The sequence below is a fragment of the Archangium violaceum Cb vi76 genome, from assembly GCF_000733295.1.
In the GTDB taxonomy this organism is placed as follows: Bacteria; Myxococcota; Myxococcia; order Myxococcales; family Myxococcaceae; genus Archangium; species Archangium violaceum.
Genome location: NZ_JPMI01000089.1, coordinates 1 through 14890, shown reverse-complemented (window position 1 = coordinate 14890; position 14890 = coordinate 1). Strand labels below are relative to the sequence as shown.

General features: G+C 69.9%; 10 protein-coding genes. 4 read left to right on the top strand and 6 right to left on the bottom strand.

The genetic code is table 11. The annotated features are described in order from the left end of the window. Both Q664_RS14135 and Q664_RS59040 read right to left on the bottom strand, forming a co-directional pair. Complete coding sequence (locus Q664_RS14135) at nt 1–5298, bottom strand: trifunctional serine/threonine-protein kinase/ATP-binding protein/sensor histidine kinase (protein WP_043394667.1); 5298 nt, start codon at nt 5296–5298, stop codon at nt 1–3. Between the two features lie 131 nt (nt 5299–5429). After that, on the bottom strand, nt 5430–5651 hold the full coding sequence (locus Q664_RS59040; protein ID WP_235216697.1) for a phosphatidylglycerol lysyltransferase domain-containing protein: 222 nt from the start codon (nt 5649–5651) through the stop codon (nt 5430–5432). A gap of 53 nt (nt 5652–5704) precedes the next feature. Here Q664_RS59040 and Q664_RS59035 point away from each other — a divergent pair, with 53 nt between their 5' ends. After that, nucleotides 5705–5887 carry a hypothetical protein gene (locus Q664_RS59035; protein ID WP_043394663.1) on the top strand — a complete coding sequence of 61 codons (183 nt, stop codon included), beginning with the start codon at nt 5705–5707 and terminating at the stop codon, nt 5885–5887. A gap of 363 nt (nt 5888–6250) precedes the next feature. Here the strand turns inward: Q664_RS59035 and Q664_RS59995 are convergent, their stop codons facing one another. The 4 genes from Q664_RS59995 to Q664_RS14110 form a co-directional block, all read right to left on the bottom strand. Then, nucleotides 6251–6424: a hypothetical protein gene (locus Q664_RS59995; RefSeq protein WP_200883700.1), complete on the bottom strand. Its 174-nt coding sequence runs from the start codon at nt 6422–6424 to the stop codon at nt 6251–6253. Nucleotides 6425–6533: 109 nt separating this feature from the next. Beyond that, complete coding sequence (locus tag Q664_RS14120) at nt 6534–6749, bottom strand: ATP-binding cassette domain-containing protein (protein WP_043394661.1); 216 nt, start codon at nt 6747–6749, stop codon at nt 6534–6536. A gap of 61 nt (nt 6750–6810) precedes the next feature. Next, nucleotides 6811–10278, bottom strand: coding sequence for a ribonuclease R (gene rnr / locus Q664_RS14115; RefSeq protein WP_043394659.1), 3468 nt, complete (start codon nt 10276–10278; stop codon nt 6811–6813). A 121-nt stretch (nt 10279–10399) separates the two neighbouring features. After that, nucleotides 10400–11791: a protease inhibitor I42 family protein gene (locus tag Q664_RS14110; RefSeq protein ID WP_043394657.1), complete on the bottom strand. Its 1392-nt coding sequence runs from the start codon at nt 11789–11791 to the stop codon at nt 10400–10402. Nucleotides 11792–12027: 236 nt separating this feature from the next. On the opposite strand from Q664_RS14110, the gene Q664_RS14105 reads away from it, so the two are divergent. The 3 genes from Q664_RS14105 (at nt 12028) to Q664_RS14095 (ending at nt 14866) form a co-directional block, all read left to right on the top strand. Continuing rightward, nucleotides 12028–13254, top strand: a complete 1227-nt coding sequence (locus tag Q664_RS14105) for a molybdopterin molybdotransferase MoeA (RefSeq protein ID WP_043394655.1) — start codon at nt 12028–12030, stop codon at nt 13252–13254. 66 nt (nt 13255–13320) lie between these two features. Next, nucleotides 13321–13998, top strand: coding sequence for a GTP cyclohydrolase II (ribA, locus tag Q664_RS14100; protein WP_043394653.1), 678 nt, complete (start codon nt 13321–13323; stop codon nt 13996–13998). Between the two features lie 130 nt (nt 13999–14128). Then, nucleotides 14129–14866 carry an MBL fold metallo-hydrolase gene (locus Q664_RS14095; protein WP_235216696.1) on the top strand — a complete coding sequence of 246 codons (738 nt, stop codon included), beginning with the start codon at nt 14129–14131 and terminating at the stop codon, nt 14864–14866. Nucleotides 14867–14890: the final 24 nt, after the last annotated feature.

Here is a 14890-nt window from a genome sequence, read left to right as displayed (position 1 = left end):
TCAGTCCAGCGCCTCCCCTGCCCCGTCGAGCGGCAACTCGAGGATGGCCGTGGCGCCCTTGCCCGGCCCCTCGCTCTCCAGAGCGAGACTCCCGCCCAGGGCCCTCGCGGCCAGGGCGCTGGAGTGCAGGCCCAGTCCATGGCCGCCCTCGCGCGTGGTGAAGCCCGGGGAGAACAGCCGCTGACGGTTCTCCGGGGCGATGCCCACGCCATTGTCCACCACCCGGATGCGCGCCATGCGGCCCACGGCCTCGAGCCGCAGGTGCACGTGGCGCTGTCCCTCGGGGAGCACCTTCACGGCCTTCTTGGCGTTGCTGACGAGGTTGATGAGGATCTGCAGCACCTTGTGTTTGTCCACCCGCACCGGAGGAAGCGCGGCGAGCTCCTGGGTGACGGTGACGCCATGGCGCCGGAGCGCGGGCATGAAGATGCGCAGGGCATCCTGGACGAGCCCCGAGAGCTCACACTCCTCGGTGAGGAGGGTGCTGCCAGCGTAGTTCTGCTGGATCTGCACGATGGCCCGGATGTGCTCGATGTGCATGCCCATCGAATCCATGCCCTCGCGCAGCGTGGCCTGCTCGCGCAGCAGCTCGTCGGCGAGCACGGAGAGGTAGTCCAACAACTGCATGCCCCGCGGATGCCGGGAGAGGAAGTCCGCCAGCGCGTGACGGTGCTCGGCGAGCAGGGTGGTGGCCTGCTTCAACCGCCCCACGCGTGAGGTGTCCACCGTCTGGCGCAGCACCTGGTGGTTGATGACGGCGCTGGTGAGGACGTTGCCCACGTTGTGGAGAACGTTGGCGGCCACCTCGGCCATGCCGGCGGTGCGGGCCGTCTCCAGCAGGCGGGACTGGGCCTGCTTGAGCTCCCGGGTGCGCTCCTCCACCCGCTTCTCCAGCTCGTCATTGGCGTGGCGCAGGGCGGTCTCGGCGCGCTGGACATCGGCGTACAGCCGCGCGTTCTCCACGGAGATGGCGGCCTGGGAGGCGAGGTGATCGAGCAGGGAGAGACGGGCCGGCGTGAAGGCGTCGGGGGCGAGGTCGTTCTCCAGGTACAACACGCCGCGGAACTCCTCCTGGCGCAGCAACGGCAGACAGAGCACCGAGCGGGCCTGGCCGCGCGCGAGCCAGGAGTCGGCCGCGAACGGGTGCGGCTGGGAGGCATCGCCGATGAGCACGTGCTCCCGCGTCCGCTTGACGTAGGAGATGAGGGACCAGGGCAGGCGTGGCTCGTCCGCGGCCTCGGTGGAGTCCTCGGAGGTGGTCCCCGAGAGCGCCACGATCTGGAGCGTGTCCCCGCGCGGCAGCAACAGGGCACCGCGCTGGGCCCCGGCGTTCTCGATGGCGACACGCAGCAGCGTGGTGGCCATCCGCTCGAGGACGATCTCCCCGGAGATGGCCTGCTGGGCCTTCACCAGGGTGAGGACGTCGAGCTGCGTCGAGGTCGTATCCGTGTCGGTCCCCTCGGAGCGCCCGGCGGAGACCAGCAGTGGCCACTCGGCGTCCAGGTGCTTGACCTTCCCGAGGGCGCCCCAGCGCACGTAGGCATCCCGGGCCTTGCGGGCATAGGCCTCGGCCAGGGTGGGAAGCTCGCGCTCGAGCCAGAAGCGGGCGGCCAGCTCACACGCCAGGGCCGCGTTCTGGATGAAGCCATGCTCACGAGCGGACTGGTGGGCCTGCTCGTAGGCACGGAGGGCCTCCCCCTCCTGACCCGAGAGCCGGGCCAGCTCCGCCGAGACCAGACGCTCGGGGGCGCGGAAGGTCGAGGGGCAATGGTCCGCCCACTCCGCGAGCTTCCGCTGGTGACCGCGGATGGCCTCGAGGGCCCGCGGCTGCTGCTCGGGAGCCATTTCCCCATAACAGGCGGCGAGGCTCAGCGCGCGGAAGAGGTGCAGCTCCAGGCTCGGGAGCAGCCCCAGGACGGCCCAGCGCAGCTCGTACGCTCTGTCCACGGCCTCGAGGGCCTCCGGGTACGCCCCGCGCAGGAAGCGGGACTGCGCCTGGGTGAGCCAGTACCAGCACTGCGTGGTGCTCTGGTTGGAGGGCAGCCCGGCCTCGAAGGCCTCCTCGTCGAACCCCTCCCCGCTCAGCGAGTCGAACGAGGGCGTGAGCCCGCGCAGTTGCTGCACGTAGCGCTGCGTGAAGTGGATCGTATCCCTCACGCCCACGAAGCCCGCCTTGCTCACGAAGTCCAGGCGGGCGATCGACTCCTGGTAGACCTCGTCCAGGGGGAGTCCCAAGGTGAGGCGGTTGGTGACGAGGTGACAGGCGGAGAAGCAGGCGATGTGGATGTCACTGGCCTGGAGCGCGTGCTGGAAGGCCCTCTGGGCCAGCTCGAGCGAAAGGGAGAGCGGCTCGGTCCAGCAGTTGGCCAGTTGCAGGGTGTGAAGCGCCTTGCCGCGAAGGGCCGCCAGGTCGTAACGCTCCACGAGCGCATGGGCGAGCTGGCAGAAGGCCTGACCCTCCCGGTACCTCTTGAAGGAGTGACCCACCATCGCCCCGTACCAGGAGTACCCATGGACGGACGCGGGGGTGTGGCCATGGCGCAGACTCAGCGAGACCATCCGGCTGAGATGGAGGATGAGCAGCGAGGGGCTCAGGAAGAACGCCGGCGCGAACAGGGCACCGAGGACGTTCATCATCGCCTCCATGTCCGGATCGTTCACCAGGGGCAGCTCGATGAGGCTCGCGATGGGCCGCTCCCCCAGCAAGGCCCACACCTCCGCGTTGGCCGTCTCCACCTCCTCCCAGGTGGGGAAGGCCGGCATCGGCATGCCCATCCGCTCCAGGCACTCCAGCAGGCAGGTGACGGCCTCCAGGTGCTCATTGGCGATGAGGTGCAACCCGCTCTTCAGCCGGCAGACGCCCGCCAGCTCCGGGAAGGTGCGTGCCCGGGGAAGGAGCTCCTCCACCAGCCGGCGGGCCTCGACGGCGTTGCCGCTCATGAACTCGCAACCCGCCTGGGCGAGCCGGACCTCGAAGGCCAGCCCGGCATCCAGCGCCCACGGCTCCCCCGACAGATGATGGAAGGCCGCGGCGAAGTAGGCGGCGGCCGAGCGGAACGCGGTCGAGTTCCGGGCCTTTCCACCGGCCTCGGCGTTCAGCCGCGCGGCGCGGCGGCGCTCCTCGGGCTCGCGGATCAGCTCCGCCCCGGCGTTGAGCTGGCTCACCACGTCGAAGAGCTTCTCGTGCACCTGCTCCGGGGAGAGGCTCGCGAGCATCAACCGGCCGATGCGCAGGTGGACGGCCTTGCGCTCCTGCTCGGGGATGAGGGCATGGGAGGCCTGCTGGATGCGATCATGGAGGAAGCGGTACTGGTCCGGGCCGCCCCGCACCAACAGGCCCTCCTGGAACGCGGCCTCCAGGCTCCGCTCCACCGAACCGGGCACGGACTGATCGGAGATGATGGCGAGCATTCCGCCGGAGAAGGTGTTCCCCACGCATGCCGCCAGACGCAGCAGGTGCTGGGTCACCATGGGGAGCTGGCGAAGCTTGCCCACCATGAACTCGACGACGTTGTCCGAGTAGCCCTTCGCCCGGACGCCCTCCGCATCCCAGCGCCACGTGCCCTGGCGCGTGCGCGCCAGCAGGCCGTCCTGGTGGAGCGTCCGCATGAACTGCAGGATGAAGAAGGGGTTGCCTCCGGTCTTCTCCTGGACGAGCGCCGAGAGCGGCTGGACGAGCCCCGAGTCCGCCCCGGGCAGTGTATCGGCGACGAGCTGCTGGAGCTCCTCCATGCGCAGCGGCTCGAGCTGGAGCTCCGCGAGCTGCGCGCCGGCCTTGCGAAGCTCCTCCAGCAGCAACACCAGGGGGTGCGAGGGGCTGACCTCGTTGTCGCGGTAGGCCCCGATGAGCAGCAGCGGTGGCGTCTCCGGGTGGGTGAGCAGGTGTTTGAGGAGCCGCAGGCTGGCCCCATCCGCCCACTGCAAATCATCCAGGAAGAGGACCAGCGGGTGCTCCGGGGTGGCGAACACGCCGAGGAACTCGCGGAACACCCGGTGGAAGCGGTGCTGCGCCTCGGAGGCGGGCACCTCCAGCACCGCCGGCTGCCGGCCCGCGATGAGCTCGAGCTGGGGCACCACGTCCACGAGGAGCTGACCCTCTGCGCCCCAGGCCTCCTCGAGACGCTCGCGCCACCGCTCCAGCTCCGCGTCGGTGCCCGACAGCAGTTGCTGCGTCAGCCCGCGGATGGCCTGCGCCAGGGTGGCGTAGGGGATGTCCTGTTGAAACTGATCGAACTTCCCACTCAGGAAGAAGCCGCGCCGTTGCACCACCGGCTTGTGCAGCTCATGCACCACCGAGGACTTGCCGATGCCGGAGTAGCCACGCACCAGCATGAGCTCGGGCCGGCCGCCCCGGGCCACCCGCTCGAAGCCCTGGAGCAGGGCCGCGGCGTGCGAGGCCCGTCCATAGAGCCGCTGCGGCAGTTGGAAGCGGCTGGGGAAGTCGTGCACCCCGAGCGGGAAATCCTCGTGCGCGCCCCGGAGCAGGCCCTCCTGACACCGCTCGAGGTCGGCCTTCAGTCCGTCGGCGCTCTGGTAGCGCTCCTCGGCCACCTTGGCCAACAGCTTCATCACGATGGCGGACAGGGCCGGAGGCAGGCCCGGGACGCGCTCCAGCGGAGCCTGGGGAACCAGGGCCAGATGGGCGTGGAACCACTCGAGCGCATCCCCCCCATGGAAGGGGCGGCTGCCCGTGAGCAGCTCGTAGAGCGTGACTCCCAGTGAATAGAAGTCGGTGCGGTAATCCACCGAGCGGTTCATGCGCCCCGTCTGCTCCGGGGACATGTAGGCCAGCGTGCCTTCGAGCAGGGAGGCGGGAGCCGCCTCCACATGCTCGACGAGGTGGAGGGTGGCGGTGCCGAAGTCGATCAGGCACGCCTCCCCCGAGGGCACGAGGATGATGTTGGAGGGCTTGATGTCCTTGTGGATGACACCGCGCCGGTGCAGCTCCGCCAGGGTCGAGGCCAGGGAGATGGCCAGCTTCAGGACGCGCGCGGGCTCGAGCGGCGTGCCGGTGAGCTCGGACAGGGCGGTGCCTTCCATGGCCTCGAGCAGGAGCACCGGACGCTCGTGGATCCGCTCACAAGCGTGAGGACGGGTGACGCCCCCCACGTCCCGCAGACGCTGGAGGATGGAGAACTCCCGCTGGTAGCGCTCACTCTCGCGAGCACCCGGGGAGGAGGCCGTGGGCGTCTTGAGGATGAGGGGCAGACCATCGGTGTCGCGCACCGCGTGGAACAGCAGGTTCGATCCGGTGGCCTTGATGGCCCCTCGAAGTGTGTAGCCTCGAATATGCAACATGCGTGGGCCCCCCGGCCGCCCCGGGTTTCTGCTCACGGGGGCCTTCGAGCAGGATATCGAAGAGGGATGGGACAAAGGAAATCCCGCCCCCCCGCGTCCCCTGCCCCACCATCAACGGAGCCCCCGCTTCCTCACCGTGCAACCACTCCACCGAGGCCCCGGGACACCAGCGAGGCCACGCCCGTGAGCACACAGACGTAGCCCTCGCGCTCCAGCTTGTGCACGCTCTGGCGCAGGGACTTGCGCGCCAGCCCCTCCAGGCTGAAGTCCGCGAGCGGCACCATGGCCTCCTCGCCCAGGTTGAGCAGGGTCAGCCCCAGGTCCAGGTAGCGCGGCAGTGCGCCAGGACCCACCTGGTAGAAGCACACCTGGCCGTGGTGCCGATCCGCCAGCTCGAGGAAGCGCCATGATGGACGGCAGGGACACCCCGGAGCCCGGCGGCAGCAACACCCACAGCACCGACGCCGCCAGCATCCAGTCCGCGCACGACACGGCGAGCTGTCCCAGGGCACGCTGGAACGTCGGCAATGACAGCTCCAGCCCGCGCACGCGCAGCGGCTTCCGGACGAGCGCGCAGGCCACGAAGTAGCCCAGGAGCAGCACCCACAGCCCCGCGCCCAGGGCACGCGCCAGTCCCGGCGACAGCGGCAGCACTCCGCCGCCTCCCTCCACCAGCAGCGACGTCCCCGTCACCGCCGCCAGGCCCACCCAGAAGGTGAGCGCATTGAGGGTGGCCACCTGCGCCACATCCAGCGCGGTGAGCCCCCACGCGGAGTACAGCCGGTAGCGCACCGAGCCTCCGCTGAGGAAGGACAGGCCGAGGTTGTGTCCGAACGCGTAGCCAACGAAGGAGGTGAAGCCCACGCGTGCATACGGGAGCTTCCGCCCCACGTGGCCCATCGCCAGCACGTCGTACAGCGTGAGGGCGAAGTATCCGGCGCTCCGGGAGCCACTAGGTGGGATGACCGGGCCCGCGGGCCCGCGACACGAGGCTGATGAGGCCCAGCACCACCGACGCGATGAGCACCAGATGGATGGCCGCTCCCGCGAGCTTGAAGATCAGTCCGGCGACCACCCAGACGATGAACAGTGCGAAAGCGATCCAGGCGAGGCTCTTCAATTCCATGGATGTCTCCTGTCCCGGAAGGTGGGGACCCGGCACCGGTCCGGAAGCATGGAGACATCAACCCGCTCGTGGGAAACCCGGCCCCCCCTCCGCCCGCATGGCCGCCAGGTCAGGAGTTTCCGTCGGCTCGCAGGTGCAACACCTCGCGGAGGAACTCCCGGGTCCGGGGTTGGGTGGGCCGGGTGAAGATGACCGAAGGAGGGCCCTGCTCCAGGATGACGCCCGCCTCCAACACGAGCACCCTGTGGGCCACCGCTCGCGCGAACTCCTTCTCGTGGGTGACCACCACCACGGTCATGCCCTCGCGGGCCAGGTCCTGCGTCAACTGGGGAACTGGCGTGCCCTGTCCGGTGCGTGGCGGTGCGACGCACCGGACCCGGCCGCGCCTACCGCTTCTTCGCGCTGCCCTTCGACTTCGCCCCCACGGTGGAGCGGGCCTTCGCGGCCGGGGCCCGAGCCGTCTTCTTCGCGGCGGGGGCCTTCTTGGCGGCGGGGCGAGCCGTCTTCTTCGCGGCGGCCTTCTTCACGGCCGGCGCCTTCTTCGCGACAGCGGCGGCCTTCTTGGCGGCGGGAGCCTTCTTCGCGGCTGCGGCCTTCTTCACGGCGGGAGCCTTCTTCGCGGCGGGCGCTTTCTTCGCGGCGGCGGGAGCCTTCTTCGCGGCCGTGGCCTTCTTCTCCGCCCCTGCCCTACCCGCCGCGGCCTTCTTCACGGCGGGGCGAGCGGCGATCTTCTTCTTCGCGGCTCCGGCAGCGGCCCTCTTCTCACGCGAGGGCGTCTCCGTGGCGGCCGGCGCGGCCTCTTCCGCCCCTGCGCGCGCATCCAGGGCGGCCAGGGCCCGGACACGATCGAAGCCCGCGGGCGCCGTCGGGGTGAAACGCTCCACGATCTCCACGGACTCGGTCTGCCGCTCCACGGTGGGAGGAGCCACCCGCGCGGCCTCGCCCTGGACGGCCGGAGCCAGCGCCGCGGCGGCCTCCTCGGCCTCCCGTTTGCGCAACGCCTCGGCCTCGGCCATCGAGAGTTCGGCGCGCTCGGGGCGAGGGCCCCACCGCTCTTCCCGGGACCGCTCGCGCTCGGCACGCCGGGCCTTCTTGCGCTCCTGCCGGCCCTGCTCCCGCTGCGCCTCGAACTCCTCCCGGCCCGCCTGCTGGAGGGCCTGCACGGCCCGGCCGGCGACCTCGAGGGCCTCGAACTCGATGCGCCGCAGGGCCAGGTTCACGTTGACGAGCCGCACCCGGGCCTTCTGTCCCACGCGCACCCGGAAGCCGCCTGGCAGCGTGAAGGAGTGCAGGTTCTTGTCGAAGCGCGTGCCGAAACCGAGCGAATCGGCGCGGACGAGCCCCTCCACGTGCACCTCGTCGAGCTCCACGAAGAAGCCGAACTCGACGAGCCCGGCGACGGTGGCATCGAACTCCTCGCCCAGGCGGTCCTTCATCATCAGGGCCGCGTAGAAGGAGACGACCTCGCGCTCCACCTGCATGGCGGCGCGCTCGCGCTCGGAGCTCTGCGAGGACATGTCCTCCAGCCGCTGCTCCTCGCGCTCGAGCTGTGCCGGAGAACGCTCCTGTCCACCGCGGGCCCAGTGCGCCTTGAGCAGCCGGTGGACGAGCAGGTCCGGGTAGCGGCGGATGGGCGAGGTGAAGTGCAGGTAGTACTCGGCGGCCAGGCCGTAGTGGCCGATGTCGGAGGCCGTGTAGACGGCCTGCATCATCGAGCGCAGCAGGAGCTGGTTGAGGGCGCGCTCCTCGGGGTGGCCCTGCAGCTGGGCCATGAAGGCATTGAGCTTCTGGGGGGTGATCTCCTCGGCCTGGAGGCGGAAGCCGTAGGCCTGGGCGAGCTGGGCGAAGACGGCCAGCTTCTCCTCGTCGGGCTCACCGTGGTAGCGGTAGACGCTGGGCAGGCCCAGGTCGGCGAAGAACTTCGCCACCGCCTCGTTGGCGGCGAGCATGCACTCCTCGATGAGGCGGTGGCTGTCCTTGCGCTCGCGGCGCTCCATGCGCGAGGGCATGCCGTCCTCGCCCATCATCACCTTGTGCTCGGGCAGGTTGAAGTCGATGGCGCCGCGCTCCTTGCGCATGCGCATCAACACCCGGGCCAGCTCCATGAGCCGCTCGAAGTGGGGCTTGAAGGCGTTGCGGTGGGGGACGTCCTTGCCGTCCAGCACGTCCTGCACCTCGTTGTAGGTGCAGCGGGCGTGACTGCGCATGACGCCCGGGTAGATCTCACTGGAGACGAGGTGCCCGCGCGAATCGAGCACCATGTCGGCCACCATGCACAGCCGGTCCTCGTCGGGACGCAGCGAGCAGATGCCGTTGCTGAGGCGCTCGGGGAGCATGGGCAGCACGCGGTCCGGCAGGTAGACGGAGGTGGCGCGGCGCAGGGCCTCGGCATCGAGCGCGGTGACCTCGCGCACGTAGTGCGTCACGTCGGCGATGGCCACCACGAGCCGCCAGCCCTGGGAGTGGGGCTCGCAGTAGACGGCGTCGTCGAAGTCACGGGCGTCCTCGCCGTCGATGGTGACGAGCGGCATCTGCCGCAGATCGCGCCGGTCCTCCCCGCGGGCCTCTTCCTCGCTCACCACGGGGCGGATGCGGTCCGCCTCGTCCATGACCTCGGGAGGGAACTCGTCGGAGAAGCCCTGCGAGTAGGCGATGGAGAGCACCTCGTTGCTCGGGTCTCCGGGCTTGCCGATGGAGCCGGCGACCTCGCCATAGAGGCCCTCGCCCGGCTCCAGCAGCTCCGCGCCGATGCCGAGCCGCACCTTCACCACGTCGCCGTCCCGCGCCATCTGGGTGGGCGGGACGCGGATGTGGCCCTGCGTCTGGAGGTTCTTGTCGTAGGGGATGACGAAGGCCTGACGCTTGCCTTGCTCCACGTAGGTGCCCACGGCGAGCTGCCGGGTACGGCCGACCACCTGCAGCAGGCGGCCCTCCATGCGTCCGGGACGGCCCCAGGCCTCGACGATCACCCGGTCATTGTCGAGCGCCCGCGCGGCCTCCTGCGGCGGCAGGAAGATGTTGTCCCCCTCGCCCGAGCTGGGGTGGACGAAGCCGTAGCCATCGCGGTGCACGTGGAGGATGCCCTCGAGGGTGGAGGTCTCCTGCCCCTCGCTCCGGTCACGGCCTCCGCGGCCCCGCGGCTCGAACCGCTCCTCGCGCTCGAAGCGCCCTCCCCGTCCCGGCCGGCGCTCCTGCTCGAAACGGCCGCCGCGCTTGCCGGGCCCGCCGCGCTCGTCCCGGGCGAACCTGCCCCGGGGCTCGAACCGGCCCTGCTGCTCGGAGCGTCCGCCGCCGGGCCGCTGCGGCTGTGAGCCGGAGCCGCCGCGCTGGGGGCCGGAGCCACCCCGAGGCTCGAAACGGCCGCGCTGGCCGGACCCGCCACGCTCGTCCCGGGCGAAACGGCCGCGGGGCTCGGGCCCCCGCTGCTCCGACGGACCCCGCGGCGGAGGCCCACCGCGCTCGTCCTGGGCGAAGCGATTCCGAGGCTCCATGCGGCCCTCGCGCACGAAGCGGCCCCGAGGCTCGGGCGTGCCCTCCTTGGAGAACCGCCCCCGGGGCGCGAAGCGCGGATCCAGCTCGGAGCGGACCTCCTCGCGGGGGCCACCGGGCCGGACATGGGGCGGTTGCGCCCGGCCGTCCCCATCGCCTCCAGGTGAAGCTGGCCGCTCGCTCCGCAGGCGGAAGCGCTTGCCCTCCTTGAGCAACTCGCCGCTGCGCACCATGTCCCGGAGGGTGCGCTTGAGCTGGGTCTGCTGACCGGGGTGGAGATGGGTGAGCTTCAACAGCTCCTTGATGCCGAGGGGTTGCTTGGACTCGGCCAGGTGTCGCTTCACGTCACGAGGAAGATCGGTCACGAGAGGTCCCGAATCAGGAAGCCCAGCGGGCGGCCCTGAAAAAAGTAAGCCCGGCGGGTCCCACGTGGGACCCCCGGGCGGAAGGACGATGACGCGTGGAGGGGCAGTGCCAGACAGGCCCTCAGGGCTTGACGTTCACGGTGAGCTTGAACGAGCGCTCCACCTGACCGGGATTGAAGGCCTTGGCGAGGAAGAACTCGACCTCGGAGGAACCGGGGTTGCGAGGGGTGAAGAAGAACTCGCGGGTGGCGGGCCCATCCGAGCTGGGCTCGAAATTGGCCTCCCTCAGGCCCACACGCTTGGCCGCCGTGGGCTCGATGGCCCAGGTGAAGCCCGGCTGCTCCGGGAGCCGCACGGTGAAGGCGTGGTTGAGCCTCACGTCGACGGCGGTCGACTGCTCGCCCTCCACGTGGACGGAGTCCAGGCCCTCGCGGGAGATGGGACGGGAGTCCGAGGGACGCGGCTCCACGTTCTCCACGTCGATGCGGCCGCCCCAGCCGGAGGACTTGTCCACCACGCCGGTGACGGACAGGGTGTGGCCCAGGAACTTGCGCAGCCCCTTGGCGCCCTTGCCCTCGAGGATGTAGGACACCTGCTGGCGGGTGCCGCCGTTGGACACCACCAGCACGAACTCGTCGCCGGTCATCTCCAGGTTGCCACGCAGCGCGGCGAAACCCTTCATGCCCGCGCCCATTCCGGCGGAGATCACCTGGGACACCTCTCCGGGGGAGAGGTAGCGCAGCCGGACCTCCGTCTCCACGGGCTCCGGGGTGGGCTCCTCCACCTCGGGCTTCTTGGCGGAGAACTTCCGCACGTCCACCGTGCCGCCGTAGTTGGTGGTCTTCTTGATGAGTCCGCTGACGGACACCTTGTGATCCAGGTAGGCCGGCAGCACCTCCTGATCCGGCCCCTGGAGGATGAAGGTCAGCTCGCGCTTGTCGCGGCCCACCACCACCAGGTTGGGAAGCCCGTCGATCACCGTCAGACGGCCCTTGAGGCTGCCCTCGCCCACCACGCCACGGCCGGCGCCGGCGGTGAGCAGCTGCTCCAGGTCGCGCTTGTTGAGCGGCTCGGCCAGGGGCGGCAGCTTGGTGGCGCGCGGACGCGGCTTCTCGGCCGCCGGCGGCGTTACCGGAACCTCGCGGCCCTTGCCCTTGGGCGCTGCCTCCTTGCCCTTGGGCGCTGCCTCCTTGCCCTTGGGCGCGGCGGCCTCCTTCGCCTTGGGCGCGGGCTCCTTCTCCTTGCCCTTGGGCGCCACGACTTCCTTCACCTTGGCGGCCGCCTTCACGGCGACTTCCTTCACTTTGGTGGCTGCCTTCGCGGCGGTCTTCTTCGCGGCGGCGGGTGCGGCCTTCTTCTCCTGCTGCTTCGCGCTACCGGTCGCCTTCGTCACCAACTTCGCGGCTGCCTTGGCCACGCTCTTGGAGGCGCTCTTGAGCACACCCGGCTTCGTCGACTTGACCTTCTTCGCAGCGGGAGTCGCCTTCTTGGCCCCGGACCTGGGCTTGGCCATCGACGCTGTCTCCTTGAATTCCCGTGTCTTTTCAACGGGTTGGCACATCGGCCCCCGCCCGGACGCGGGCCATGCGATCACCAGCGCTTGTAACGATGATCACTGGGACTGTCAAACAAAGTCTTGAATTTCCTAGGGACTTTGATCCCAAAAACAGCCAATCGCTACACGTATGTTTCGCGCTCCCGGGGCAAAGTGGATCAGCCCTGGGAGATCACCCCGAGGATGCCCGACCCATGAAGGAAGATGCCGCGCTGCTGCCCGTGGAGGATGCCCGAGCCCGCACCCTCGCCCTGGTCTCCCCGCTGCCCCCCGAGTGGGTCCGGCTGGAGGAGGCGCTGGGGCGCGCCCTGGCCGAGGACGTGCGCGCCCAGCGGACCCTGCCGCCCTGGGACAACTCGGCCATGGACGGGTTCGCGGTGCGCAGCGCCGATCTCTCGGCTCCCCTGCCCGTCCGCCTCCAGGTGAAGGAGACGATCTACGCCGGCCAGACGCCCCGGCGGGAAGTCCAGCCGGGCACCTGCGCGCGGATCATGACGGGGGCTCCGCTGCCGCCGGGAGCGGACGCGGTGGTGATGCGCGAGCGGACGCAACTGGCGCCCGGGGGGGAGGCGGTGGACATCCTCGAGGCGGTGGGGCCGGGCCACTTCGTGCGTCCGAGGGGCGAGGACGCGCGGGAGGGAGAAGTCCTGCTGCCCCGGGGCACGCCGCTGGGGATTCCGGAGCTGGGGCTGCTGGTGGGCCAGGGGATGCTGACGGCGCCGGTGCCGCGCCGGCCTCGGGTGGCCATCCTCTCCACCGGAGACGAGCTGTGCCGGGCGGACGCGCCCGCCGAGGGCCGCATCGTGGACGCCAACGCCCCGGCGCTCTCGCTGGCGGTGCTGCGCGCGGGCGGGGTGCCCTCGGTGCTGGGCATCGCCCGGGACACGCTGGAGGACGTGTCCCAGCACCTGGCTGCCGCCCAGGGGTACGATCTGGTGCTGACGAGCGCGGGCATGTCCGTGGGCGAGCACGACTTCGTCCGCGAGGCCCTGGAGAAGCTGGGGGTGGAGCGGGACTTCTGGCGGGTGGCCATCAAGCCGGGCAAGCCGCTGGCGGTGGGCCGCAAGGGGGGCACCGTCTACATCGGCCTGCCGGGCAACCCCACCTCCTCGCTCGTCACCTTCGAGCTCTTCGTCCGCCCGGCGCTGCGCCGCATGCTGGGGCACCCGGACGTGGAGCCACCGAGGGTGTCCGGCCGGCTGGACGGCGAGCTGCGCAAGCCCGAGGGGCTGGCCCACTACGTCCGGGTGACGTCCACCTGGCGGGACGGCGAGCTGTGGGTCAAGCCACTGGCCACCCAGACGTCGGGAGCACTGCGCTCCGCGACCTCGGCCACCCACCTGCTCCACTTCCCACGAGGGTCCAGTAGGCTGGCTACTGGTGACAGGGTGGAATTGCTTGCTCTGTCCTGGGGGGCATGAAGAACGAACTTCAAGGGTTCGCATCCAACTTGTGCCCCCAACTGTTGTGCGGGAGAAAGGGTCATCATGTCCGAGTCGCGTACACCGCAGGTTCTTCCGACCCGCAAGAGCACGTCCTTGCTGGAGAAGTTCTCCGAGGCGGACGTCCCCACGGGCCGAGGCGTGTTGCGCACGGTCGTCTTCCGCGAGAAGCGCAATGGCCGGGAGCACGTGGCGCTGGTGGTGGGTGAGGTCCAGGGGCTGGAGGGCGTCCCCGTCCGGGTACACTCCGAGTGCCTGACGAGCGAGGTCTTCGGCAGCCTGAAGTGCGACTGCCGGGAGCAGCTGGACCGGGCGCTGGACTTCATCACCCAGAACGGGTGTGGGGTGGTGCTCTACCTGCGGCAGGAGGGCCGGGGCATCGGCCTGGGGAACAAGATCAAGGCCTACGCCCTGCAGGCCGAGGGCCTGGACACCTACGAGGCCAACCGGCAGCTGGGTTTCCCGGACGATCTGCGCAGCTACGACATCGCCGCGGAGATGTTGAGGCTGCTGGGGGTGCGGTCGGTGGACCTCATCACCAACAATCCCCTGAAAATTGCAGGCCTGGTGGAAGAGGGAATTCCCGTACGACGACGCATTCCCTCGCGTACGGAGCATAATCCGCATAACGTCGGCTACCTGAGGACGAAGCGCGAGCGGACGGGGCACCTGATTGAGCTCTTCGCCGAGGACGACGACGACACGGAAGCGAAGGTTGGCTGAGAACGAACGAGAGGGAACGCCCGCCGAGGCGCGCGTCCCGTTCCATGTGCGTTTCTGGGGAGTGCGCGGCTCGATCCCTGCACCGGGGCCGAAGACGCAGCGCTACGGGGGCAATACGCCTTGCGTCGAGATGCGATGCGGGGACGAGTTGCTCATCTTCGACCTGGGAACGGGAGTGCGCGAGCTGGGGTGGGAGCTGGTGAGGGCGGGTGGACCCGCGCGTGCCTCGATCTTCCTCTCGCACTACCACTACGATCACCTGCAGGGGCTGCCGTTCTTCACGCCCATCTTCATCCCGAAGTTCGCCTTCACGGTGTATGGCGCGCCGCGAGGCAGCCACTCGGTGAAGGAGGTGCTGGCGGGACAGATGGTGCAGCCCTACTTCCCGGTGACGGCCGAGGAGACCTTCAAGGCGCAGCTGACGTACAAGAACCTGGAAGCGGGCCAGCAGTTGGAGATAGGCCCGGCGCGGGTGCGCACGCTGGACCTGAACCATCCGGGAGGCAATCTGGGCTACCGGGTGGAGTGCGACGGCCGGTCGGTGGTGTACGCGACGGACGTGGAGCACGGGTGCGAGAAGGACAAGGCCCTCGTGGAGTTCGCGAGGGACGCGGACATGCTCATCATCGACGCGATGTACACCGAGGATGAGTATCGGGGCCGCAAGGGCTCGGCGAAGATAGGCTGGGGCCACTCGACGTGGGAGTCGGCGGTGGAGACGGCCAACGCGGCGAACGCGAAGAAGCTGGTGCTCTTCCACCACGAGACCACGCGAGACGACGCGGAGATGGACCGGTTCGTCGAGGAGGTGCGGAAGCACCGTCCGGAGACGATCGCCGCCGTGGAGCTGGAGATCCTCAAGCTCTGAGTCCCCCTCGCCTCCCCCCTCAAT